We start from the raw sequence: 23683 nt of genomic DNA on the forward strand, positions 1-23683 counted from the left end.
GGCAAGCCAGCAGCCGAGTCGATGCTCGAAGACCGTTCACGCGGTGTGACCTTCTCCGAGAAGGAATCGCCCCAAATCGGACATTCACCCCTGGAATCGGTATTCCTCGAGCAGTCGGCGACCGATGATCATTTTCTGAATCTCGGCAGTACCTTCACCGATCAGCAGCATCGGTGCCTCACGGTAGAGGCGCTCGATCTCGTACTCCTTCGAGAAGCCGTAGCCGCCGTGGATCCGGAAGGCGTCTTCCACGACCTCCTTGCAGTACTCGGAGGCCAGGTACTTCGCCATGCCTGCCTCGAGGTCGTTCCGCTCCCCGGAGTCCTTTTTGCGTGCTGCGTTCACCATCATGGCATGCGCGGCCTCGACCTTGGTACCCATCTCGGCCAGCTTGAACTGGATCGCCTGGTGCTGGGCGATCGCCTTGCCGAAGGTGTGGCGCTGCTGAGCGTAGGAAACGCCCAGTTCGAAGGCGCGCTGGGCGACCCCGCAGCCCCGCGCGGCGACGTTGACACGGCCGACCTCGACGCCGTCCATCATCTGGTAAAAACCGCGCCCGGTCCGCCCGCCGAGGACGCGGTCCGCGGGAACGCGCAGCCCGTCCATGATGAGCTCGGTGGTGTCGACGCCCTTGTAGCCCATCTTGTCGATCTTCCCCGGGATCGTGAGGCCCGGCCGGACCTCTCCGAAGCCCGGCTCCTTCTCGACCAGGAACGTCGTCATCGACCTGTGCGGCGCGGTGCCTTCGGGGTGGCCCTCGTCCGTACGGCACAACACGGCCACCAGCGTGGACGAACCGCCGTTCGTCAGCCACATCTTCTGGCCGTTCAGGACGTACTCGTCGCCGTCCTTGACGCCCTTGGACGTGATGGCCGACACATCCGAGCCGAGCCCCGGCTCGGACATCGAGAACGCCCCGCGCACCTCGCCGAGCGCCATCTTCGGCAGGAAGTAGTCCTTCTGCTCCTGCGTGCCGTGCTGCTTGAGCATGTACGCAACGATGAAGTGGGTGTTGATGATGCCCGATACGCTCATCCAGCCGCGGGCGATCTCCTCCACGCACAGCGCGTACGTCAGCAACGACTCACCGAGGCCGCCGTACTCCTCAGGGATCATCAGCCCGAAAAGGCCGAGTTCCTTGAGTCCTTCGACGATCTGGGTGGGGTACTCGTCGCGGTGCTCCAGCTCGGTGGCGACCGGCAGGATCTCCTTGTCGACGAAGTCGCGGACCGTGGACAGGATCTCCTGCTGAATCTCGGTCAGCCCGTGGGTCTGTGCGAGACGGCTCATCTCACTTCTCCTGCTGCTTGAGTTCGGGCCGGCCGGGCTGCTCGCCGCCGCGCTCCTTGATGTATGTCTCGGTGGGGACCATCACCTTGCGCCGGAACACGCAGACGAGCGTGCCGTCCTGCTTGTAGCCCTTGGTCTCGACGTGGACGATGCCGCGGTCGTTCTTCGACTTCGACGGCGTCTTGTCGAGGACGGTCGTCTCGCCGTAGATGGTGTCGCCGTGGAAGGTCGGCGCCACGTGCTTGAGCGACTCGATCTCGAGGTTGGCGATGGCCTTGCCGGAGACGTCCGGGACGGACATGCCGAGCAGCAGGGAGTAGATGTAGTTGCCGACCACCACGTTCCTGCCGAAGTCGGTCGTCTTCTCGGCGTAGTTGACGTCCATGTGGAGCGGGTGGTGGTTCATCGTGAGGAGACAGAAGAGGTGGTCGTCGTATTCCGTGACCGTCTTCCCCGGCCAGTGCTTGTAGACGGCCCCGACCTCGAACTCCTCGTAGGTGCGTCCGAACTGCATGGTGATTACGCCTCCGGGGCCTGGAACGTGGACTGACGGGACATGCCGGCGGCGCGGCCCTTGCCCGCGATGACCAGGGCCATCTTGCGGCTGGCCTCGTCGATCATCTCGTCGCCGAGCATGGCCGAGCCCTTCTTGCCGCCCTCCTCGGACGTGTAGTACTCGTACGCGTCCAGGATCAGCTCGGCGTGGTCGTAGTCCTCCTGGGAGGGCGAGAAGATCTCGTTGGATGCCTCGACCTGGCCCGGGTGCAGTACCCACTTGCCGTCGAAGCCGAGCGCGGCGGCGCGCTGCGCGACCTCGCGGTAGCCGTCGATGTTGCGGATCTGGAGGTAGGGGCCGTCGATCGCCTGGAGGTCGTTGGCGCGGGCCGCCATCAGGATCTTCATCAGGATGTAGTGGTAGGCGTCCGCCGGGTAGCCGGGCGGCTGCTCACCGACGACCAGGGACTTCATGTTGATGGAGGCCATGAAGTCCGCCGGGCCGAAGATGATGGTCTCGATGCGCTGCGAGGCCTGCGCGATCTCGTTCACGTTGTTGAGGCCCTGGGCATTCTCGATCTGCGCCTCGATGCCGATCCGCCCGACCTCGAAGCCCATCGTCTTCTCGATCTGGGTGAGCAGCAGGTCCAGCGCCACGATCTGCTGGGCGTCCTGGACCTTCGGCAGCATGACGCAGTCGAGGTTCGGGCCCGCGCCCTCGACGACGGTGACGACGTCGCGGTAGGTCCACTCGGTCGTCCAGTCGTTGACTCGCACGACCCTCGTCTTGCCCGTCCAGTCGCCCTCGTTGAGGAACTTCACGATGGTGTGGCGGGCGTCCGGCTTGGCCAGCGGCGCGCACGCGTCCTCCAGATCCAGGAAGACCTGGTCGGCCGGGAGCCCCTGCGCCTTCTCCAGGAAGCGCGGATTGCTGCCCGGCACGGCGAGGCAGGAGCGGCGCGGCCGCAGGCGGTTGACGGGGCGAGTCATGCGGGGACCTCCAAGGGGGCGAGCTTGTTCGCTGCACGGATCTCGTCGACGATACGTCCGATGATCTCCGTGATACCGAAGTCCTTCGGGGTGAAGACGGCCGCGACTCCGGCCGTGAGGAGCGCCTGGGCGTCGGCGGACGGGATGATCCCGCCGACGATGACCGGGATGTCCGACGCGCCGGACCGGCCCAGCCGCTCCAGGACGTCCGGTACGAGTTCGGCGTGCGAGCCGGAGAGGATGGACAGGCCGACGCAGTGCACGTCCTCGGCCACGGCCGCGTTGACGATCTGCTCGGGCGTGAGCCGGATGCCCTGGTAGACCACCTCGAAGCCGGCGTCCCTGGCCCGTACGGCGATCTGCTCGGCACCGTTGGAGTGCCCGTCCAGGCCCGGCTTGCCGACGAGCAGCCGCAGCTTGCCGCTGCCCAGTTCCTCGGCGGTCCTGGCGACCTTCTCGCGCACCGAGGCCAGCGGGCTGCCCTCCTGGGCGGCCACGGCCAGCGGTGCGCTGCTGACACCGGTGGGCGCCCGGAACTCGCCGAACACGTCCCGCAGCGCCCAGGCCCACTCGCCCGTGGTCACGCCCGCGCGGGCGCACTCGAGCGTGGGGCCGAAGAGGTTGGTGTCCCCGGCGGCAGCCCCCTTGAGGGCGGACAGCGCCTCCTGCGCCCGTCCCTCGTCGCGGTTGTCCCGCCAGTCGTGCAGGGCGGCGACGACCTTGGCCTCGTTCTCCGGGTCCACCGTCATGATCGCGGTGTCGAGATCCGCGGTGAGCGGGTTGGGCTCGGTCGACTCGAAGCAGTTGACCCCGACGATCTTCTCCTCGCCGGACTCGATACGGGCCCGCCGCTCGGCGTGCGAGGAGACGAGCTGGGCCTTGAGGTAGCCGGACTCGACGGCGGCCATCGCGCCGCCCATCTCCTGGATCCGCTCGATCTCGGTCATGCACTCCTCGACGAGCGCGTCGACCTTGGCCTCGATGACGTGCGAGCCCGCGAAGATGTCGTCGTACTCCAGCAGGTCGGACTCGTGGGCGAGTACCTGCTGGATGCGCAGCGACCACTGCTGGTCCCACGGCCGGGGCAGGCCCAGCGCCTCGTTCCAGGCGGGGAGTTGGACGGCGCGGGCGCGGGCGTCCTTGGAGAGGGTGACGGCCAGCATCTCCAGCACGATCCGCTGGACGTTGTTCTCCGGCTGGGCCTCGGTCAGGCCGAGCGAGTTGACCTGGACTCCGTAGCGGAAGCGGCGGTGGCGGGGGTCCTCGACCCCGTAGCGTTCCCGCGTGACCCGGTCCCAAATGCGGCCGAATGCGCGCATCTTACACATCTCTTCGACGAAGCGGACGCCCGCGTTCACGAAGAAGGAGATCCGGGCGACCATGTCGCCGATCTTCTCCTGCGGCACCTGCCCGGAGTCGCGGGCGGCGTCGAGCACGGCGATGGCGGTGCTCATCGCGTACGCGATCTCCTGGACCGGGGTGGCCCCGGCCTCCTGGAGGTGGTAGCTGCAGATGTTGATCGGGTTCCACTTGGGGATGTTGGCGACCGTGTAGGCGATCATGTCGGTCGTCAGACGCAGGGAGGGCCCGGGCGGGAACACATGCGTCCCGCGCGACAGATACTCCTTGACGATGTCGTTCTGCGTCGTCCCCGACAGCTTGGTGATGTCGGCGCCCTGCTCCTCGGCGACCACTTGGTACAGCGCCAGCAGCCACATGGCCGTGGCGTTGATGGTCATCGAGGTGTTCATCTGCTCCAGGGGAATGTCCTGGAACAGCCGCCGCATGTCACCGAGATGGGAGACCGGGACCCCGACCCGGCCGACCTCGCCGCGGGCGAGGATGTGGTCGGGGTCGTAGCCGGTCTGGGTCGGGAGGTCGAACGCAACCGACAGGCCGGTCTGGCCCTTGGCGAGGTTGCGCCGGTACAGCTCGTTGGACGCCTCGGCCGTGGAATGCCCGGCGTACGTCCGCATCAGCCACGGACGATCCTTTTTCTGGCGTTCACGCTCAGACATTCAGGTCTCTCAGACGTTCCTGAAGCGGTTGATGGCGTCGATGTGCTGGGCACGCTTCTCCTCGTCGCGCACGCCCATGCCCTCCTCCGGGGCCAAGCACAGCACACCGACCTTGCCCTGGTGCACATTGCGGTGGACGTCGTGCGCGGCCTGGCCGGTCTCGTCCAGCGTGTACGTCCTGGAGAGGGTCGGGTGGATCTTGCCCTTGGCGATGAGGCGGTTGGCCTCCCAGGCCTCGCGGTAGTTGGCGAAGTGGGAGCCGATGATGCGCTTCAGGGACATCCACAGGTAGCGGTTGTCGTACTCGTGGTTGAAGCCCGAGGTCGAGGCGCAGGTGACGATCGTGCCGCCCTTGCGGGTGACGTAGACCGAGGCGCCGAAGGTCTCACGGCCCGGGTGCTCGAAGACGATGTCCACGTCCTCGCCGTCGGTGAGTTCGCGGATGCGCTTGCCGAAGCGCTTCCACTCCCGCGGGTCCTGGTTGTGCTCGTCCTTCCAGAACTTGTAGTCCTCGGCGTTGCGGTCGATGATCGCCTCCGCGCCCATGGCGCGGCAGATGCCGGCCTTCTGCTCGCTGGAGACGACGCAGATCGGGTTGGCGCCGCCGGCCAGTGCGAACTGGGTCGCGTAGGAGCCGAGGCCGCCGCTGGCACCCCAGATGAGGACGTTGTCGCCCTGCTTCATGCCGGCGCCGTTGCGGGACACGAGCTGGCGGTACGCGGTGGAGTTGACCAGGCCGGGGGCCGCGGCCTCCTCCCAGCTCAGGTGCTTGGGCTTGGGCATGAGCTGGTTGGACTTGACCAGCGCGATCTCGGCGAGCCCGCCGAAGTTGGTCTCGAAGCCCCAGATGCGCTGCTCGGGGTCGAGCATGGTGTCGTTGTGGCCGTCGGCGGATTCCAACTCGACGGAGAGGCAGTGGGCGACGACCTCGTCACCGGGGTTCCAGGCGTTCACGCCCGGGCCGGTGCGCAGGACGACGCCCGCGAGGTCTGAGCCGATGATGTGGTACGGCAGGTCGTGACGCTTCGTGAGCGGTGACAGCCGTCCGTAGCGCTCCAGGAATCCGAAGGTCGACATCGGCTCGAAGATCGAGGTCCACACGGAGTTGTAGTTGACCGAACTGGCCATGACGGCGACGAGGGCTTCGCCGGGGCCGAGCTCCGGGACCGGCACATCGTCCACGTGGAGGGACTTGCGCGGGTCCTTGTCCCGGGTCTCGAGACCGGCGAACATCTCCTCCTCGTCCTTGTGGACGGTGACCGCCCGGTACGACTCGGGGAGCGGCAGGGCGGCGAAGTCGGCAGCGGTGCTGTCGGACGAAAGGATTGCGTCCAGGATCTGGTTCACTTTGGGGCCTCCGGCGAAGCGTCGGGAAACGCTTGAGGGAACGCTGGGGTCGCTGACGGGTCGTGTTCTGGCCGTCGGTTCGGCGCTGGGTGGTGCTTGGCGGCGCGGGTAGCGCTGGAGAGCCTGTGACGCAGGCGTCCGGGCGCGCATAGGTTGCGGGGACAGCCGGACGTGGGTGCGATCGCGCCACGCCCGGCCGCCCGGACACTCCCAACGTATGGCACGGCGTGCCACTCGGCAAGACACTGCGTGCCAACAATTTCTCTCAGATGTCATCCCGCGGGTACGTATGAGCAGCAACGGCCGCCCCTCCTGAGGCGGCCGTCACAGAAAGACACGATGTGTGTTCTGTTCGTTACGGATTGTCCCTGAGGGTGGAGCGGTGGGCGCCGCGCCCCCCGCGCGAGGGGGCCGTCAGGGTGAGCGTGAGTCAGCCGCTTGGCCGGATCTGGGCGCCCACCTGGTCGAAGCGTACGGGGGGGCGGGTCGGGTGGGCGCCGCGTGACCTGACCGCGTGCGGCTCTTCCGGGCGGGGGTGGCGCCGTTCGTCCGCCCTGATGGCGCATCACCAGCAGGCAACGCCGGCAGCTCGTCACCGACCGGGCAGCCACCGACAGCTGATGAGGTGTCAGAAAAAGCGAACCGGCCACGGCGGTGGCCCGCCGCCACGGCCGGCCGCGGTGGCGGGCCACCCGTCGTCTCATGTGTCCCTGCGCCTGTCCTCGCCCCGGGCCCTGTCCTTGAGGGCCTGCTCGATGGTGCGCATGACCTCGCGCAGCGGCGCGTCCGTACGCGCCACGGTCACCAGTACCTCGCCCTCTGCCGACGCGGAGACCGCCGGCGCCCGGTCGGACACGGGGCGGCCCGCGCCGATCCCCGTACCGAAGGTGTCCCGGACGATGGCGAAGGCATGGTCGAGCTGCGCTTCCACATCCCCCTCGCCGCCGCTGCGCAGCCAGCGCCGCAGCACGTGGTTGTGAGCGGTGACCACCGCGGAGGCGGCGACCTCGGCGAGCAGCGGATCGTCGTCGCCGTCGCGGTGCGCCCGCTCGTCGAAGTGGCCCAGCAGATAGCGGGTGAACAGCCTCTCGTAGCGCGCGACGGACGCGATCTCGCGCTCCCGCAGCGTGGGCACTTCGCGGGTCAGGCGGTACCGCTCCACCGAGACGGTGGGGGAGGCGGCATACATCCGCATGACCTCCTTGATGCCCCGGCAGACGGTGTCCAGCGGGTGCTCGTGCGCCGGTGCGGCCTCCAGGACCGCCTCGGCCCGTACGAGCGTGTCGTCGTGGTCCGGGAAGATCGCCTCTTCCTTGGAGCGGAAGTGCCGGAAGAAGGTCCTGCGGGCCACTCCGGCCGCGGCGGCGATCTCGTCGACCGTCGTCGCCTCGTATCCCTTCGTGGCGAAGAGTTCCATCGCCGCCGCCGCCAACTTGCGGCGCATGGACAGCCGCTGTGCGGCGGCCCGGCGACTGCCCGCGCTCTCGGAGGGCTCCACAGGAGGTGTACGAGGGGACTTAACGGGCTCGGACATGTGGGGAACGTAACACGACGCGCGGACACCGTGAGGGGGCGGACTGCCGACGGGGTCCAGCAGCCCGCCCCATGCCGGGTCCCGGTCAGCGCCGGGCATACTCGCGGAAGCCGCGCCCCGTCTTACGGCCCAGGCAGCCCGCCGCCACCAGATGCTCCAGCAGCGGAGCGGGCTTGAGGCCCGGGTCGCGGAACTCGCGGTGCAGCACCTGCTCGATGGCCAGCGAGACGTCGAGGCCCACCACGTCGAGCAGCTCGAAGGGGCCCATCGGGTAGCCTCCGCCGAGCCTCATCGCGGCATCGATCTCGTCCAGCGAGGCGTAGTGGTCCTGGACCATCTTGACCGCGTTGTTGAGGTACGGGAACAGCAGCGCGTTCACGATGAAACCGGCCCGGTCGCCGCAGTCCACCGGGTGCTTGCGGACCTTCCCGCAGACCTCGCGCACCGTGGCGTGCACATCGTCCGCGGTCAGCACGGTGCGGACGATCTCGACCAGCTTCATCGCGGGCGCCGGGTTGAAGAAGTGCACGCCGATCACGTCCTGCGGCCGCGAGGTGGCGCGGGCGCACGCGATGACGGGCAGGGACGAGGTCGTGGTGGCCAGGACGGCACCGGGCTTGCAGACCTTGTCGAGGGTGCCGAACAGCTGCTGCTTGATCTCCAGGTCCTCGGCCACCGCCTCGACGGCCAGGTCCACCTCGGCGAACGCGTCCAGCGTCCCCGCCGGCGTGATCCGCTCCAACGCCGCGTCCCGCGCCTCCGCCGTCATCCGGCCCTTGTCGACCGACCTGGCCAGCGACTTGGCGATACGGGCCTTGGCTGTCTCCGCCTTCTCCAGGCTGCGGGCGGCCAGGACCACCTCGTAGCCCGCCTTGGCGAAGACCTCGGCGATGCCGCTCGCCATGGTGCCCGAGCCCGCGACGCCGACGCTGCTCACTGTTCGGGCCCCGGCGGCCGCGCCGTCGCCCTCGGCCGGCGTCTCGGCATCCGCCACGACGGTGCCGCTGCCCGGCGCCTCGTACGAGTAGAAGCCGCGGCCCGCCTTGCGGCCGGTCAGCCCGGCCTCGCTGAGCTGCTTGAGGATCGGCGCGGGGGCGTGCAGCCGGTCGCCGGAAGCCGCGTACATCGCGTCGAGGACGGTGCGGGCGGTGTCGATCCCCACCAGGTCGAGCAGGGCCAGCGGGCCCATGGGCAGGCCGCAGCCGAGCCGCATCGCGGCGTCGATGTCCTCGCGCGTGGCGTACTTGGACTCGTACATAGCGGCGGCCTGGTTGAGGTAGCCGAAGAGCAGGCCGTCCGCCACGAAGCCGGGCCGGTCGCCGACCGCCACCGGTTCCTTGCCGAGGTCGCGGGCGAGTTGGGTGACCGTGGCGACGGCCGCGGGCGCGGTCAGCACCGAGGAGACGATCTCCACGAGCTTCATGGCGGGTGCCGGGTTGAAGAAGTGCACGCCGAGGACGCGTTCGGGGCGCGCGGAGTCGGCGGCCAGGCGCGTCACGGACAGCGCGTTGGTCCCGGTGGCGAGGATCGTGTCGGGCCGGACGATGGTGTCGAGCGCCGCGAACACCTCGCGCTTGGTGTCGTAGTGCTCGGGCACGACCTCGATCACGAGGTCCGCCTCGGCCGCGGCCTGCAGATCCGAGAACGTACGGAAGCGGGCGAGCACGTCCTGCCGCTCCTGCTCGGTGATCTTCCCGCGCTCCACGGCGCGGGCGGTCGAGGTCTCCAGCGCGGCCGTGGCCTGCACGGCCGCGGCGTCGCTGATGTCGATGCCGATGACCTCTCGGCCCGCACGGGCCAGCACCTCGGCGATGCCGCTGCCCATGGTGCCGAGGCCGACGACGGCCACGGTGCCGAGCGTGGTGGGTGCGGAGTGGGGCTCCGGACTGGACGGACGAACCATCGCGGGACTCCTGAGGGTGTTCCCCGGGCCGAGGGCCACGAGGAGAGTGACGACTGAGGGTTTGTTCCGGGTGCGCTCCGAAGTGGTTCCGGCCGAGGACCGGTTGCGCGCGGTGACCGACCTGAGGGGATCCGGCCACGCCCCGGGTGCACATGCTCCGGGTCGGTGCCCTGCGAGGGTGCCGATGAGCGGGGGTTGTGGTTGAGATGCACGCGGGCCGCATTGCCCGACGGGGAATACCGGCAGGCCCTGTCCCGAGGCCATGCCGTACTGCGTGCTGTGCAGAACCGACTGCACGAAGGCGGCTGCGTCACCAGGCCGCCCGAGCGGGTGTGCTCGTGGCCCCACCTTAACTCGTGGGTAATAACTTCGCCAGAGGAAGTTCGGCGCGGGGGCTGTGGCGCGGGCCACTCGCGGGGAGGGACATTCCATGGACACCGATGACGCACGACGCGCTCTGGTGGAGCGAGCCCGCAAAGAAGTCTCCGGACCCGAGGAGGCAGCCGAGTACGGGCGCCTGATGGCGCTCGTCCGGGACGGTTTACCGCCGGCGCGCAGAGAGGAATTGGTCCGCGTCCTGGCCGAACCCGGACGGCCCTTGTGGTCACGGGAGTTGGCGGCGTTCGCGCTGGGGTGTGCGGGGGACCGCCGGGCCTTCGAGACGCTGGTGCTGCTGCTCAACCACCGGGACGCACCGCGCTGCGCCTCGGCCGCGCACGCCCTGGCCAGGCTCGGAGACCCGCGCACGGCCCGCGCGGCGGCCGCCCTGGCCACCAACCCGCTGCGCACGGCGTACGCGCTGCACCCGGTCCGGCTGCTGACGGCCCTGCGCGCTCCGGAGTCCGTGCCCGCGCTGACCACCACGCTGGAGCGGCTGCTGGCCGCGCGGACGCCGTACTGGCCGGTGGCGCTGGCATGCGTCGAGGGCCTCGGCGCGCTGGGGGACCGGCGGGCGGTACCGGTGCTGACGACCGCGCGTGACCACGCCCGCCTCGCGGCCCCGGCGGAAGCGGCTCTGGCCCGCCTGGACGGCACGGCGGGCGGGGAGGCGCGGCGGGGGGCCGAGAGCCGATGACCGCCCGGCCCAGTGCGTGATCCGTGCGGAACGAGGGCCGGTGCGGAGCCCGAAGTGCCCACGAGGACGAACCCCCGTGCGCCGCCGGGCACTTCGGGTCGCATGGCCCGGCCCTCCCCGGATCGGCCTTCCCCGGATCGCAGGACGCGGCGGATCCGGCGCGGACAGCACCGACCGGGGCTTCGATCAGAGCAGCGTGAGCTGGGTGGGTTCCGGCGCCGCCGGCTCCGGGTCGGGGGAGGCCGGTTCGGTTATGCGGCGGGACGCGCCCGCGCGGGAGGGCCCGATACCGAACTCGCGTGCGTACTCGTGTACTTGGCGGGTGATGCGGCGCTGATACCACTTCGGGGCGTACGAACCGCCCGCGTACATCGTCTCGTAGCGCCGCACCAGACGGGGGTGGTGGTGGCCCAGCCAGTGCATGAACCACTCCCTGGCCCCCGGGCGCAGATGCAGGACGAGCGGTGTCACCGATGTCGCGCCCGCGGCCGCAATGGCGCGGACCGTCGCACGCAGCTGCTCGGGGGTGTCGCTGAGGAACGGGATGACCGGCGCCATCAGGACGCCGCAGGGGATGCCGTTGGTGTTGAGGGTGCGGCAGACCTCCAGGCGGCGGTCGGGTGCCGGTGTGCCCGGCTCGACCGTGCGCCACAGCTCGCGGTCCAGGAAGCCCACCGAGACCGAGGTGCCGACCTCGGTCACCTCGGCGGCCTGCCGCAGCAGTTCGAGGTCGCGGAGGATCAGCGTGCCCTTGGTCAGTATCGAGAACGGGTTCGCGTGGTCGCGCAGGGCGGCGAGGATGCCCGGCATCAACCGGTAGCGGCCCTCGGCCCGTTGGTAGCAGTCGACGTTCGTGCCCATGGCGATGTGCTCGCCCCGCCACTTCGGAGAGGCCAGTTCACGGCGCAGCAGTTCCGGGGCGTTGACCTTGACGACGATCTGCGAGTCGAAGCCGGTGCCGGTGTCCAGGTCCAGATAGCTGTGCGTCTTCCGGGCGAAGCAGTAGACGCACGCGTGCGAGCAGCCGCGGTAGGGGTTGATCGTCCACTCGAACGGCATCCGGGAGGCCCCCGGAACCCGGTTCACGATCGTCCGCGCACGGATCTCGTGGAACGTGATCCCCCGGAACTCCGGGGTGTCGAAGGTGCGTGTCACGGCGTCCACGCCGAAGAGGGCGGGCGCTGTCGCGGTCCCGTCGCTCGCCAGCCCGTCCCAGCGCATGGTGCCTCCCTCTGTCGCACCCGTCCTCCCGCACCCGGAGGGCGCGTATGCCACGCTAGAACACATTTTCGAATTACGCCACCGGGTGGCCGGATCACGACCCCGATTTGGGCGGGCGGGGCACCGGTGGTTGGCTTGGTGGCCGGAACGCACCGCGGGGCAGTAGGGCCCGCGCGTGGACTCGGCACATGGGAAGGAAGAACGATGGCGCAGGTAGAGGCCACGACGGAGCGGACCATCGCGGCGGACCCCGAGACGGTGTTCCGCGCGGTCTCCGACTACTCGGGCACCCGCGCCAAGCTGCTGCCCGAGCACTTCAGCGAGTACGAGGTGCGCGAGGGCGGCGCGGGCGAGGGCACCCTCGTCCACTGGCGGCTCCAGGCGACCAGCAAGCGGGTCCGCGACTGCCTGCTCGAGGTCTCCGAACCGACGGCCGGACAACTCGTCGAGAAGGACCGCAACTCCTCCATGGTCGCCACTTGGACCGTGACCCCGGCCGGTGAGGGCAGGGCGAAGGTCGTCGTCACCACCGTCTGGAACGGCGCGGGCGGCATCGGAGGGTTCTTCGAGAAGACCTTTGCCCCCAAGGGCCTGGGCCGCATCTACGACGCGGTGCTCGCCAAGCTCGCCACCGAAGTCGAGAAGTGAACCCCCGCACCTCACCGGAACGGGTGTTTTTCCCTTCGTGAACCGGCGCACGCCGCGGGCGTGCGCCGGAGGTGAAAGCCGCTGATGAGCGCTGAGAAGGCGTCCTGGGCAACGTAGTTGGCCGTCCGATCCCGACTTCCATCCGAACCACGTCGCGCTTGCTCGTAGTTGTCGCGTAATGCGAGAAATGGGCGCGCGGTGCTGGTGCGACGAGGGGAGCGGTACGTGGGCGGGACCACACTGGTGCAGGAACGCGGCGAGCGGGCCGCCGCGGCCGCCCCCGCCCCCGGCCTGCTCGACGGAGCCGGCCACGAGGCGGCGGCGGGAGGCGCGGCACTCTCCCCGCGCCGGATCCGCATGGTCTTCGTCGGCCTGATGCTGACCCTGCTGCTCGCCGCCCTGGACCAGACGATCGTGGCCACGGCGCTGCCGAGGATCGTCGGCGAACTCCATGGCCTGGACAGGATGTCCTGGGCCGTCACCTCGTACCTACTGGCCTCCACTGTCGCGTTGCCGCTCTACGGCAAGCTCGGCGACCTCTTCGGCCGCAAGGGCGTGTTCCAGTTCGCGATCCTGGTGTTCGTCGCCGGTTCCCTGCTCGCCGGCCGGTCCCGGACCATGGAGCAGCTCATCGCCTTCCGCGCCGTCCAGGGCATCGGGGGCGGCGGGCTCATGATCGGCGTCCAGGCGATCATCGCCGACATCGTCCCGCCCCGCGCCCGCGGGCGCTACATGGGCCTGATCGGGGCCGTGTTCGGGCTGGCGTCCGTGGCTGGCCCACTGCTCGGCGGCTTCTTCACCGACCACGCCTCCTGGCGCTGGTGCTTCTACATCAACGTGCCCTTCGGGCTCGTCACCCTGGCCGTCATCGCGGCCGTCCTCAAGCTGCCCAGGCCCGCCGTCCGGGCCCGCCTCGACGTCCTCGGCGGGCTCCTGCTCGCCGCCTGCTCCACCTGCCTGGTGCTGCTGACGAGTTGGGGCGGTACGGAGTACGCCTGGGACTCGCGGACGATCCTGGGCCTCGCCGCGGGAGCCGTCGTCACGGCGCTGCTGTTCGTCCTCGCCGAGCGCTTCGCCGTCCAGCCGGTCATCCCGCTACGGCTGTTCCGCGACCCCGTCTTCACGATGACGGGACTCATCGGTGCTGTCGTGGGCGTCGCGCTCTTCGGCGCCGCCAGCTATCTGCCGACGTTTCTGCAGATGGCCGACGGCGCAAGCGCCACCGAGTCCGGACTGCTGATGCTGCCGATGATGGGCGGGATCGTCGTCGCCTCGATCGTGTCCGGGCGGATGATCAGCCGTACCGGCCGCTACAAGGCTTACCCGATCATCGGCGGCGCCGTCTCCGCGGTTGGCATGTGGCTGCTCTCCCTGCTCCACACGGACACCCCGCGGCCGGAGTACAGCATCTGGATGGCCGTCCTGGGTACCGGCATCGGTCTCGTCATGCCGGTGCTCGTGCTGGCCGTGCAGAACTCCGTGCCACCCGCCGACCTCGGTGTCGCCACCAGCGCCAACAACTACTTCCGGCAGATCGGCGGTTCGGTCGGTGCGGCGGTCTTCGGCACCCTGTTCGCCGACCGGCTCGCCGACCGCCTCGCGCACGAACTCCCCTCCGGTGCCGGCCTTCCGGAGCCGGAGTCGATCACCCCGCAGATGGTGCACGCCATGGACGCGGCGCTGCGCGACGCCTACGTCCGGGCGTACGCGGAAGCCATGCCGCGGATCTTCCTGTATCTCGTGCCGGTACTCGTCCTCGGCTTCCTGCTGGCCTTCCTGCTGAAGGAGAAACCCCTGGTGTCCCACAAGGCCCCTGCCGCTCCCGGCCCCTCCACCACCGCGACAACGGTTGTCGTCGAAGCCGCCGGAACCGTCGGAGGCGGGGCCGTGCCGTCCGCCCGCTCGGGGGCACCCGGCCGCCGGCATGACCGGCTCCCGGCCGGCGTGCCGGTCTGCGGCACGGTCCAGCACTACGACGGGAGCGCCGTCCCACGCGCCGCCCTCACCCTCATCGACGTCGCCGGCCGCCAGATCGGCCGCGGCGCGGCGGGCGAGGACGGACGGTACGCGCTGAGCACCCCGGGCGCCGGGTCGTACGTCCTGATCGCAGCCGCCGGGGGGCACCAGCCCCGGGCCGTGAGCGTCACGGTCGGCGAGCGTCCGGTCGAACTCGACGTCGTGCTCGGCGGCGCGGGCCATCTCACGGGCGCCGTGACCACGGCCGACGACACCCCCGTACGGGACGCCACGGTGACCCTGACGGATGTGCGCGGGGATGTGGTCGCCGCGACGCGCAGCGGGCGCGAAGGCGGATATGTCATCCCGGAGTTGGTCGCGGGGGAGTACGTACTCGCCGCAAGCGCACCGGCGTTCCGCCCGGCCGCCGTGCCCGTCACCGTGCAGGCCGCGCGCGAGACCCGCCGCGACATCGAACTCGCGGGCGGCGCGGTCCTGCGCGGCACCGTACGGGCCCACGGCGGGCGGCCCGTCGAGGACGCACGAGTCACGCTGCTGGACACCGCGGGCAATGTCGTCGACACGCTGACGACGGGAACCGACGGCGTCTTCCTGTTCGTTGACCTGTCGGCGGGTGAGTACACGGTGATCGCCTCCGGTTACCCACCGGTGGCCACGGTCCTGCAGGTCTCGGGCGGTGGCCGTACGGAGCGGGATCTGCAGCTCGACCACGAGGACTGACCGCGGGGCGACCGGGGCGACCGGACGCAACCGACCGAGGACCGCGACCGAGGACCGACCGAAGACCGACCGAGGAACTGACGAAGGGAGAGGCCGGAGACCCTGGCCGGAGAGGGAGGGCGCTGTGGCGCATGCGGCGCACCACCGGTCACGGCAGCTTCGGCAAACGGGCCTCGCCGAACCCTACTCGCCCGTACGGTTGTGACGGTGCCGCAGATCATGCGGCAGGGGAAGGAGCCTCCCGGCCATGGACAGTGGTATTCCGCCGCAGGCCGCGCGTCAGAGCGCCCTGTCCGGCAGGATCCCGCTCGCGGTTGTCGTCGTGGACGCGGACGGCCTTGTCTCCCACTGGAGTTCGGGCGCGCGGCGGCTTTTCGGGAGCAGCCGGGAGGAGGCCCTCGGCGTGCCCGCCACGGATCTCCTGCCGGTCTCGGGCGTCCTCGCGGGGGACGCCGACGGCTGCGGCCTGCCGGAGGAGGACGCGGGGTTCGGGCTCGAGGACACGCTCAGCGGCCGGATGCCCTATCCGGCCGCGGGGCGGGCCCGGATGCCGGGCCCCGGCGCGGACCTGCCCGGGGTAGCGGGCGCATGCCCCGGCGCGGGCCTGCCCGGGGGAGCGGGCGCGGAGCGGCTCGACGTGGTGTGGTGGGCGTATCCGCTGGTCGGCCCCGGTCGCGAGCGGCTGCTCGTCCTTGCCGCGGACGCCCGCGGGCTGGACGGCCCCGCCGACGGGCACTGCGGGGAGGCGTACGGCAGTGGTCAGGCCCGGGATGCGCACGACGGCGGCCCCGGTCAGATTGCCCACGCCGGCGGCCGGGGCGAGGACGCGTACGAGGGCGGCCGCCGGTACCGCCGCACCGTTGCCCCCGGCTTCGCGCTGTACTCCGAGTTCCCCGGAGCCGACGAACTCGCCGCCGGGCTGCCCGACATCCTGCCCGGCATGAGCGTCGCGCTCAGCACCAGGATCGCCGGGCAGGTGCTGGAACTCGGTTATCCCGTCCTGGAGTTCAGCCACCTCGACCGCATCCCCGTCACTCCAGGGTGGGGAGTTCCGCACCGCCCCGGGCGCACCGCGGGCCTGGACGAGGTGACCGCCCCCGTACGGCTGACGGGGAAGGGGCGGGCCGGATGATCCGTGCGCACACGTTCCTCATGCGGCCCACCGTGGGCCGGCACGGAGCGTACGCGTCCGGGGCTTCCGGAGCTTCCGGCCGCGGGGGCCCGGCCCCGCCGGGATGAGTTCCGCCCCTCCGCACCGTCGTACGTGCGGAGCGCCCGGGAGGCGCACGATGGAGACGGGCGAGGGACGCGGCGCAGCCGTCCGTGCCTCCCCGCAGAGGGCTCCCGACCTGGGTGAGGCAGCGATGCTGAACCAGCACGCCACGGTGACCTGCGGAAAGCTCCGGACAAGCAAAGAACCCGGACGAGGGGGCGTGGGGGCCATCCCCGAGCTACTGGTGGGGGCCGGCGGCTGGGCAAGAGACCCGGCTCAAGGGGAACCAAGGGTGCGGGACGCTCGTCCACCGTCTCGAAAGGATCACCCGGTTGTCGGGCAAGGACATACGGGAGCCGGAGCCGGCCCGGTCGCGCGCGGCGACGCATCCGGCATGCGCGGACCGGGCTGCCGGGAGGCGCCGGCGTGACGGTTCCGGCATGGGGGGAGGGACACGCGTGGCGTCCGCACGATTTGCTCCCCGCCCGTCCGGGCAGCGATCAGAGCGCACTACGCGGCGTCACACGGCCGTGCGCAGCAGGATGTCGTTGGACATCCCCCGGGGTGCGACGAGACTGATGTCGGCCACAGAAGTCGGGCCGCCCCATGAGCGGCGCCCTGAGCAGGGAAGACGGAGGCATCCTTGAAGATCCTCATCAGTGCGGACATGGAGGGCGCCACCGGCGTCACCTGGCCCGCCGATGTGCTCCCGGGCACCGAGCAGTGGCAGCGCTGCCGCCGGCTGTTCACGTCCGACGTGAATGCGGCGGTCGCCGGGTTCTTCGACGGCGGCGCGGACGAGGTGCTCATCAACGAGGCCCACTGGACCATGCGCAATCTGCTGCTCGAGGAGCTCGACGAGCGCGCGCAGATGCTCACAGGCCGCCACAAGACGCTCAGCATGGTTGAGGGCGTGCAGCACGGTGACGTCGACGGCATCGCGTTCGTCGGCTACCACACCGGTGCCGGCACCGAAGGCGTCCTGGCCCACACCTATCTCGCCAACTCCATCACCGGAGTCCGGGTGAACGGCACGCGCGCGAGCGAGGGCCTGCTCAACTCCCTGGTCGTCGCCGAGTTCGGTGTACCCGTCGTCCTCGTCACCGGTGACGACCGCACCTGTGAGGACGCCCGAGGCTACGCACCCCGGGCCCGCACGGTCGCGGTGAAGGACTACGTGTCGCGGTACGCCGCGGTCTGCCGTCCCCCGGCCCGTACGGCGGCGGACATCCGGGCGGCCGCCAAGGAGGCCGCGGCTCTCGCCGTGCGGAGCGCGCCCGTGGTGGACGGGCCGTTCACGGTGGAGGTGGAGTTCGACGCCGAGCATCTTGCGGGGGCGGCCACCGTCGTACCGGGCGTGGTCAGCAGCGGTGAGCGCAAGGTGGCCTACACCGCCGGGACCATGTACGACGGCATCCGGTGCTTCAAGGCCGTCACCACCATCGTGTCGTCCGCAGTGGAGGAGCAATATGGCTGACGCCGTTGACGAGCGTGCCCTCGAAGAGGTCGTACGGTTCACCTCCGAGCTGATCCGCATCGACACCACCAACCGCGGCGGCGGCGACTGCACCGAGCGGCCGGCCGCCGAGTACGCGGCGGAGCGGCTCGCCGAGGCGGGTCTGGAGCCGCAGCTCCTCGAGAGCGCCCGGGGGCGTACGAACGTGGTGGTGCGGATCGAGGGTTCGGACCCGGGCGAGGACGCCCTGCTGGTCCACGGCCATTTGGACGTGGTGCCCGCCGAGCCCGCCGACTGGAGCGTTCACCCCTTCTCCGGCGAGGTGAGCGACGGTGTCGTCTGGGGCCGCGGCGCCGTCGACATGAAGAACATGGACGCGATGATCCTGGCCGTCGTCCGTGCCTGGGCGCGCGCGGGCGTACGGCCCCGCCGCGACATCGTGGTGGCGTTCACCGCCGACGAGGAGGACAACGCGGCCTATGGGGCGGGATTCCTCGTCGGCCGCCACGCCGGGCTCTTCGAGGGCTGCACCGAAGGGATCAGTGAGTCCGGCGGGTTCACCTTCCACGACGGCGACCGGCGGCTGTACCCGATCGCGGCGGGCGAGCGCGGCACCGCCTGGCTCAAGCTCACCGCCCACGGGACCACCGGACACGGCTCCCGGGTGAACCGGGCCAACGCGGTGAGCCGGCTGGCCGGCGCGGTCTCGCGCATCGGCGAGTACACGTGGCCGGTACGGCTCACCCCCACCGTACGGGCCGCGCTGGCCTCACTCGCCGAGCTGCACGGCCTGCGGGCGGACCTGTCCCCCGGCGACCCCGGCCGGCTCGCGCATGAGGTCGACGCGTTGATCGCCGGCCTGGGACCCACGGCCAAGCTCGTCGAGGCGACCGTGCGCAACAGCACCAACCCGACGATGCTGGAGGCCGGTTACAAGCTCAACGTCATTCCCGGCAGTGCGACCGGCTTCGTCGACGGCCGTATGCTGCCCGGCGGCGAGGAGGAGTTCGCCGAGACGCTCGACCGGCTCACCGGTCCCGAGGTGGACTGGGAGTTCCACCACCGGGAGATCCCGCTGCAGGCGCCCGTGGACTCGGCCACGTACCGGGCCATGAGCGAGGCCGTCGAACGCTTCGACCCCGGCAGCACGGCCGTGCCCTACTGCATGCCGGGCGGCACGGACGCCAAGCAGTTCTCCCGGCTCGGTATCACCGGCTACGGCTTCTCCCCGCTCAAGCTCCCCGAGGGCTTCGACTACACCGCTCTCTTCCACGGGGTCGACGAGCGGGTCCCAGTCGAGGCGCTGCACTTCGGCGTGCGCGTGCTCGACCACTTCATGAGGAACAGCGCCCCGAAGGCGGGCTCCGCGGCAGCGGGCGGCCCGGCCGGTGGCGGGTACGGCAGCGGCACAGCACAGGAGGCGTGAGGAACATGGTGTCCACGGCCCCGTACGGCGCCTGGGAGTCGCCGATCGGATCGGCGCTCGCGGCGTCCCACGACGGCAGGCCGGAGTTCGTGGGCGCGGTCGGCGAGGAGGTGTGGTGGACCGAGCCGCGGCCGGCCGAGGGCGGGCGCAGAACGCTCGTCCGGCTGCGCGCCGACGGCACCGAGCAGTCCCTGCTGCCCGCGCCCTGGAATGTCCGCAGCCGCGTCATCGAGTACGGCGGCCTGCCCTGGACCGCCGTGCCCCGCGCGCAGGGCGGCCCCCTCGCCGTCTTCGTCGACTTCGCCGACCAGCGGCTGTACGCGTACGAGCCGGACGCGCCCGGGGCCCCCGGGCCCCGGCCGCTCACCCCGCTCTCGGCGGTCGGCGCCGGACTGCGCTGGGCAGACGCCGAGATCCACCTGGAGCGCGGTGAAGTCTGGTGCGTGCTGGAGGAGTTCACGGGCGATGCGCCGACCGATGTACGACGCGTCATCGCGGCCGTACCCCTCGACGGTTCGGCGGCCGAGGACGGTGGCGCCATCCGCGAACTGACCGACGACCGGAGCCGTTTCGTCACTGGGCCCAAGCTGTCGCCGGACGGCACCCGGGCGCTCTGGATCGCCTGGGACCATCCCGCGATGCCCTGGGACGGCACGGCGGTCATGGTCGCCGACGTCACCGAGGACGGCCGGTTGACCGGTGCCCACCGCGTCGTCGGCGGCTCCGTGGAATCCGTCGCCCAGGCGGAGTGGGCCTACGACGGCTCCCTCATCATCGCCAGCGACCGCAGCGGCTGGTGGAACCTCTACCGCATCTCACCGGAGGACGGGCGGGCCACCGCGCTGTGCCCGCGGGCCGAGGAGTTCGGCGGGCCACTGTGGAAAATCGGCTGTCGCTGGTTCGCCCCGATGCCCAGCGGCCTCATCGCCGTCGTGCACGGACGCGGCACCACCGCCCTCGGTGTCCTGGACCCGGAGACCGGCGAACTGTGCGATGCGGCCGGCCCCTGGACGGAATGGGCGCCGAGTCTGGCCGTGACGGGGACCCGGGTCGTCGGCGTCGCGGCGAGCCCGCGCAGCGGCTACCAGGTCGTCGAGCTCGACACCGCCACTGGCCGCACCCGAGTGACCGGTGCGCGCCACCACGACCCGGTCGACCCGGCGTACTACCCGGAGCCGCAGATAAGGATCTTCACCGGGCCCGGCGGCCGCGAGATCCACGCCCACATCTATCCGCCGCACAGCCCGGACCACACCGCCCCGCCGGGCGAACTCCCGCCGTACGTGGTGTGGGCGCACGGCGGTCCCACCGGCCACGCGCCGCTGGTCCTCGACCTGGAGGTGGCCTACTTCACCTCCCGCGGCATCGGCGTCGCCGAGGTCAACTACGGCGGATCGACCGGCTACGGCCGCGAGTACCGCAACCGGCTGCGCGGGCAGTGGGGCGTGGTGGACGTCGAGGACTGCGCGGCCGTCGCCGAGGCGCTGGCCGCAGAGGGCACCGCCGACGGCGAGCGGCTGGCCATTCGCGGTGGCAGCGCCGGCGGCTGGACGGCCGCCGTGTCGTTGGCGACCACGGACGTCTACGCCTGCGGCACGGTCATCTACCCGGTACTTGACCCGGCGAGCTGGGCCGCCGAGAACGGCACGCACGACTTCGAGTCCCGCTATCTCGACGGTCTGATCGGCCCGCCCGGCGAGGTGCCGGGCCGCTACCGGGACCGCTCGCCTCTGCACAACGCCCACCGGATCACCGCGCCGTTCGTGCTCCTCCAGGGCCTGGACGACGTCATCTGCCCGCCGGAGCAAAGCGCACGCTTCGTCGAGGAGATGGCCGGACGCGGCGTGCGCCACGCCTACATCGCATTCGAGGGAGAAGGCCATGGATTCCGCAGGGCGGACACGATGACCAGGGCGCTGGAGGCCGAACTCTCCCTCTACGCCCAGACCTTCGGCGTCGCCGCCCCCGGTGTCCCCGTCCTGGAGCTGGCGAAATGACGCCCATGGTGCGGCCGGGATCGGCCGCCGGACCGCAGCCCGAGGGCCCCGCCGGACCGCAGCCCGAGGGCCCCGCCGGCGCGGAGGAGGGGCAGCGTGCCCTGCTCGCGCCGTACCGCTACGGCACCGACCCCCTCCCCGGACCCCCACCGGGCGAGGGGACGCGGGTATGGCTGGTGGATGTCGCCGCGCACGCGAAGGAGGCGGCCGCACAGAGCCATGTGCTGGACGACGGGGAGCGGGAGCGCGCGGCGGCGTTCCTGCGGGCGGCGGACCGCGACCGCTACCAGGTCGCTCACGTGGCCCTGCGACGACTGCTCGGCGGGTACCTCGGCCGGGATCCGGCCGCTCTGGAGTTTCTGCGCGAGCCGTGCCCCGGATGCGGGAAGCAGCACGGCCGCCCGGCGCTGCCCGGCGCGCCGCTGCACTTCTCGCTCTCGCACTCGGGCGATCTGGTGGCGATCGCCGTCGCGGACACACCGGTCGGCATCGACGTCGAGGAGCTGCCGGCGCCGCACGTGGTGACCGAGGTGGCCTCCGTGCTGCACGAGGACGAGCAGGCGGAGATCGCCGCGCAGCCCGGGGCGCTGCGCCCGGCGGTGTTCGCCCGCTGCTGGACCCGCAAGGAGGCCTATCTCAAGGGCACGGGCATCGGTCTCGCGGAGGACCTGGCGGCGACGCTGGTGGGCGCGGGACCGGAACCGGTCGATCCGCCCGGCTGGGCCCTGGCGGACTTGCCGCTGCCGGCGGAACTCCGGGCGTATGCGGCGGCGTGCGCCGTACGCCGGGCGGCCGGATAGCCGTCGCGCCCGGGCCTTTCCGTAGGCGTGCGGTCCTGGAACGCCCCGGGCCCGGATCCGGCCTCCGCGTCCGGGACTCATCCCGGTCCCGGCACACCACCCCGCGTCCGCGCCCGCCCGTAGGCGTGCGGTTCCTGGAACCCGGGGGCCCGTGCGCGTCCGGGATTCATCCGGTCCCGGCACAAGCCCCGCGTCAGGAACTCGACCCGGGCCGAGATCCGGCCTCCGCGTCCGGGACTCATGCGCGCCGGGAAGGGCCGGTCCTCATCCGTTACGGAGTTGTGGGTGCTCGCTGTGGCGCGCTCCCTGTGGGCGCTGCCTGCGGTCCGGTGGCGGGCGCGGGCGCGGGCGAGCGGGGGCGTGGTAGGCCCTGGTGCTCGGGCGGGGGCCGGGGCCGGGGGCGCGGTGCTCCGGGGCCCGACCCCCGCGGGCGCGCGGCCGGGGCGGCGGGAGCATGCTGGAAGCGAGAGGTGGGGGCAGCCGCAGGGAGGCCTTCCATGAGTTCCAGGACCTCGACGAGCAGGATGTCCGGCGGCCGGCGCAGCCGGATGCACGGGACGCGCTGGGGCGACGTCTTCACGCCGCTCAGGGTCGCCGTGGGCGTGATCCTGATCCTGTGTCTGGTGTTCATCTTCGAGAACACCGGTCAGACCAAGATCCGTCTCCTCATCCCCGAAGTGATCATGCCGTTGTGGCTCGCGCTCCTCGGAGTGGGCATCATCGGTTTCGCCTGCGGCGCGTACCTCTTCCGCCATCACCGGAGGTAGCCCGCGCGCGGGCGTGCCGGGCTCCATAGGATTGTTGGATGCCGTCCGACCGCGTCTATCTCGCAGTGGGCCCCCGCGTGGCCATCCGGCCCATCGAACGGCGGGACGAGCAGGAGTTCACGGCGCGGGTGCGGGAGAGCGCAGAACTGCACCACCCGTGGGTGTTCCTTCCGACCGACGCCGAGGAGTTCGAGCGGTGGACGGCCAGGTTCCGTACGCCCGCGGGCGAGGGCTACGCGGTGTGCGACCGGGAGACGGGCGGGATCGCGGCCGGCGTCGCGATCAACAACATCGTCCGCAGCGGCTTCCAGTGCGGGGCCGTGGGCTACGGGGCCTTCGTGCACGCGGCCGGGCGGGGGCTCATGACGGAGGGCCTGGGACTCGTCGTACGGCATGCCTTCGGTCCGCTCGGACTCCACCGTCTGGAGGCCAACATCCAGCCGGGCAATGAGGCCTCGCGCCGCCTCGTGCAGCGGCTGGGCTTCCGGCTCGAGGGCTTCTCGCCGGACTTCCTCTTCATCGACGGCGCATGGCGCGACCACGAACGCTGGGCCATCACCGCCGAGATGACGGCCGGTCAGACAGCCGGGCAGACCTGACGGGGCCGGGACGGGCCGTGCCCGACCGCGCGCCGTACGCCGCTGCCCTTGCTGCCGTGCTGCCACCGCACCTGCGTCTCCATCCGTCCCTCCGCACCGGTGTCCCCGCCCGTCCCTCCGAACCCGCCTGCCGCATACCCGTCCCGCCGCACTCCGCCACCGACCGCCGCACGCCCCCGCCGCCACCGGCCCTTTGCCCAACCCTGA

General features: G+C 71.1%; 17 protein-coding genes and 1 pseudogene. 10 read left to right on the forward strand and 8 right to left on the reverse strand.

All coding sequences use genetic code 11. The features are described from left to right. Positions 1 to 84 precede the first annotated feature (84 nt). The 7 genes from AB0M26_RS04340 to AB0M26_RS04370 form a co-directional block, all read right to left on the reverse strand. Positions 85 to 1290, reverse strand: a complete 1206-nt coding sequence (locus AB0M26_RS04340; protein WP_365254262.1) for an acyl-CoA dehydrogenase family protein — start codon at positions 1288 to 1290, stop codon at positions 85 to 87. 1 nt (position 1291) lies between these two features. Further along, positions 1292 to 1804, reverse strand: coding sequence for a MaoC family dehydratase (locus AB0M26_RS04345; protein ID WP_365254265.1), 513 nt, complete (start codon positions 1802 to 1804; stop codon positions 1292 to 1294). Positions 1805 to 1809: 5 nt separating this feature from the next. Beyond that, positions 1810 to 2775, reverse strand: coding sequence for a CoA ester lyase (locus AB0M26_RS04350; protein WP_365254267.1), 966 nt, complete (start codon positions 2773 to 2775; stop codon positions 1810 to 1812). Further along, positions 2772 to 4793 carry a protein meaA gene (locus AB0M26_RS04355; RefSeq protein WP_365254270.1) on the reverse strand — a complete coding sequence of 674 codons (2022 nt, stop codon included), beginning with the start codon at positions 4791 to 4793 and terminating at the stop codon, positions 2772 to 2774. Before AB0M26_RS04355 ends, AB0M26_RS04350 begins: the two co-directional genes overlap by 4 nt. Before the next feature lie 9 nt (positions 4794 to 4802). Beyond that, a complete protein-coding gene (gene ccrA, locus AB0M26_RS04360; RefSeq protein ID WP_365254273.1) occupies positions 4803 to 6140 on the reverse strand; it encodes a crotonyl-CoA carboxylase/reductase in 1338 nt (445 codons plus the stop codon). A 700-nt stretch (positions 6141 to 6840) separates the two neighbouring features. Then, on the reverse strand, positions 6841 to 7674 hold the full coding sequence (locus AB0M26_RS04365) for a TetR family transcriptional regulator (RefSeq protein WP_365254276.1): 834 nt from the start codon (positions 7672 to 7674) through the stop codon (positions 6841 to 6843). Positions 7675 to 7759: 85 nt separating this feature from the next. Continuing rightward, positions 7760 to 9577, reverse strand: coding sequence for a 3-hydroxyacyl-CoA dehydrogenase family protein (locus AB0M26_RS04370; RefSeq protein ID WP_365254279.1), 1818 nt, complete (start codon positions 9575 to 9577; stop codon positions 7760 to 7762). A gap of 430 nt (positions 9578 to 10007) precedes the next feature. On the opposite strand from AB0M26_RS04370, the gene AB0M26_RS04375 reads away from it, so the two are divergent. Next, entirely contained in the window at positions 10008 to 10652 is a 645-nt protein-coding gene (locus AB0M26_RS04375) for a HEAT repeat domain-containing protein (RefSeq protein ID WP_365254282.1), read from the forward strand. Positions 10653 to 10838: 186 nt separating this feature from the next. Here AB0M26_RS04375 and AB0M26_RS04380 read toward each other — a convergent pair whose 3' ends face one another. Then, positions 10839 to 11873: an Rv2578c family radical SAM protein gene (locus tag AB0M26_RS04380; RefSeq protein WP_365254285.1), complete on the reverse strand. Its 1035-nt coding sequence runs from the start codon at positions 11871 to 11873 to the stop codon at positions 10839 to 10841. A 204-nt stretch (positions 11874 to 12077) separates the two neighbouring features. Here AB0M26_RS04380 and AB0M26_RS04385 point away from each other — a divergent pair, with 204 nt between their 5' ends. The 9 genes and pseudogenes from AB0M26_RS04385 to AB0M26_RS04425 all read left to right on the forward strand — a co-directional run bounded on the left by AB0M26_RS04385 (position 12078) and on the right by AB0M26_RS04425 (position 23476). Continuing rightward, positions 12078 to 12521 (forward strand): SRPBCC family protein, encoded by a 444-nt coding sequence (locus AB0M26_RS04385; RefSeq protein ID WP_365254288.1) that lies wholly within the window; start codon positions 12078 to 12080, stop codon positions 12519 to 12521. A 291-nt stretch (positions 12522 to 12812) separates the two neighbouring features. Continuing rightward, positions 12813 to 15218, forward strand: coding sequence for an MFS transporter (locus AB0M26_RS04390; protein ID WP_365254544.1), 2406 nt, complete (start codon positions 12813 to 12815; stop codon positions 15216 to 15218). A 247-nt stretch (positions 15219 to 15465) separates the two neighbouring features. Then, a pseudogene (locus AB0M26_RS04395) lies at positions 15466 to 16278 on the forward strand (PAS domain-containing protein); the annotation flags it as partial. A gap of 796 nt (positions 16279 to 17074) precedes the next feature. Then, positions 17075 to 17908, forward strand: coding sequence for a M55 family metallopeptidase (locus AB0M26_RS04400; protein WP_365254290.1), 834 nt, complete (start codon positions 17075 to 17077; stop codon positions 17906 to 17908). Further along, entirely contained in the window at positions 17901 to 19313 is a 1413-nt protein-coding gene (locus AB0M26_RS04405; protein ID WP_365254293.1) for a M20/M25/M40 family metallo-hydrolase, read from the forward strand. The genes AB0M26_RS04400 and AB0M26_RS04405 overlap by 8 nt, the downstream gene beginning before the upstream one ends. A gap of 5 nt (positions 19314 to 19318) precedes the next feature. Next, entirely contained in the window at positions 19319 to 21310 is a 1992-nt protein-coding gene (locus tag AB0M26_RS04410; protein ID WP_365254296.1) for a prolyl oligopeptidase family serine peptidase, read from the forward strand. Beyond that, a complete protein-coding gene (locus AB0M26_RS04415; protein ID WP_365254299.1) occupies positions 21307 to 22110 on the forward strand; it encodes a 4'-phosphopantetheinyl transferase superfamily protein in 804 nt (267 codons plus the stop codon). Before AB0M26_RS04410 ends, AB0M26_RS04415 begins: the two co-directional genes overlap by 4 nt. Positions 22111 to 22607: 497 nt before the next feature. Then, a complete protein-coding gene (locus tag AB0M26_RS04420; protein WP_365254302.1) occupies positions 22608 to 22877 on the forward strand; it encodes a DUF1049 domain-containing protein in 270 nt (89 codons plus the stop codon). A 38-nt stretch (positions 22878 to 22915) separates the two neighbouring features. Further along, on the forward strand, positions 22916 to 23476 hold the full coding sequence (locus tag AB0M26_RS04425; protein ID WP_365254305.1) for a GNAT family protein: 561 nt from the start codon (positions 22916 to 22918) through the stop codon (positions 23474 to 23476). The last annotated feature ends 207 nt before the right edge of the window (positions 23477 to 23683 follow it).

It is taken from the genome of Streptomyces sp. NPDC051776, assembly GCF_040681345.1.
In the GTDB taxonomy this organism is placed as follows: Bacteria; Actinomycetota; Actinomycetes; order Streptomycetales; family Streptomycetaceae; genus Streptomyces.

What these genes read in the sequence shown, in the direction of transcription:
- AB0M26_RS04340 (WP_365254262.1), bottom strand. Translation starts at nt 1,290, where the DNA reads ATGAGCCGTCTCGCACAGACCCACGGGCTGACCGAGATTCAGCAGGAG.
- AB0M26_RS04345 (WP_365254265.1), bottom strand. Translation starts at nt 1,804, where the DNA reads ATGCAGTTCGGACGCACCTACGAGGAGTTCGAGGTCGGGGCCGTCTAC.
- AB0M26_RS04350 (WP_365254267.1), bottom strand. Translation starts at nt 2,775, where the DNA reads ATGACTCGCCCCGTCAACCGCCTGCGGCCGCGCCGCTCCTGCCTCGCC.
- AB0M26_RS04355 (WP_365254270.1), bottom strand. Translation starts at nt 4,793, where the DNA reads ATGTCTGAGCGTGAACGCCAGAAAAAGGATCGTCCGTGGCTGATGCGG.
- AB0M26_RS04365 (WP_365254276.1), bottom strand. Translation starts at nt 7,674, where the DNA reads ATGTCCGAGCCCGTTAAGTCCCCTCGTACACCTCCTGTGGAGCCCTCC.
- AB0M26_RS04370 (WP_365254279.1), bottom strand. Translation starts at nt 9,577, where the DNA reads ATGGTTCGTCCGTCCAGTCCGGAGCCCCACTCCGCACCCACCACGCTC.
- AB0M26_RS04375 (WP_365254282.1), top strand. Translation starts at nt 10,008, where the DNA reads ATGGACACCGATGACGCACGACGCGCTCTGGTGGAGCGAGCCCGCAAA.
- AB0M26_RS04380 (WP_365254285.1), bottom strand. Translation starts at nt 11,873, where the DNA reads ATGCGCTGGGACGGGCTGGCGAGCGACGGGACCGCGACAGCGCCCGCC.
- AB0M26_RS04385 (WP_365254288.1), top strand. Translation starts at nt 12,078, where the DNA reads ATGGCGCAGGTAGAGGCCACGACGGAGCGGACCATCGCGGCGGACCCC.
- AB0M26_RS04405 (WP_365254293.1), top strand. Translation starts at nt 17,901, where the DNA reads ATGGCTGACGCCGTTGACGAGCGTGCCCTCGAAGAGGTCGTACGGTTC.
- AB0M26_RS04410 (WP_365254296.1), top strand. Translation starts at nt 19,319, where the DNA reads ATGGTGTCCACGGCCCCGTACGGCGCCTGGGAGTCGCCGATCGGATCG.
- AB0M26_RS04415 (WP_365254299.1), top strand. Translation starts at nt 21,307, where the DNA reads ATGACGCCCATGGTGCGGCCGGGATCGGCCGCCGGACCGCAGCCCGAG.
- AB0M26_RS04420 (WP_365254302.1), top strand. Translation starts at nt 22,608, where the DNA reads ATGAGTTCCAGGACCTCGACGAGCAGGATGTCCGGCGGCCGGCGCAGC.
- AB0M26_RS04425 (WP_365254305.1), top strand. Translation starts at nt 22,916, where the DNA reads ATGCCGTCCGACCGCGTCTATCTCGCAGTGGGCCCCCGCGTGGCCATC.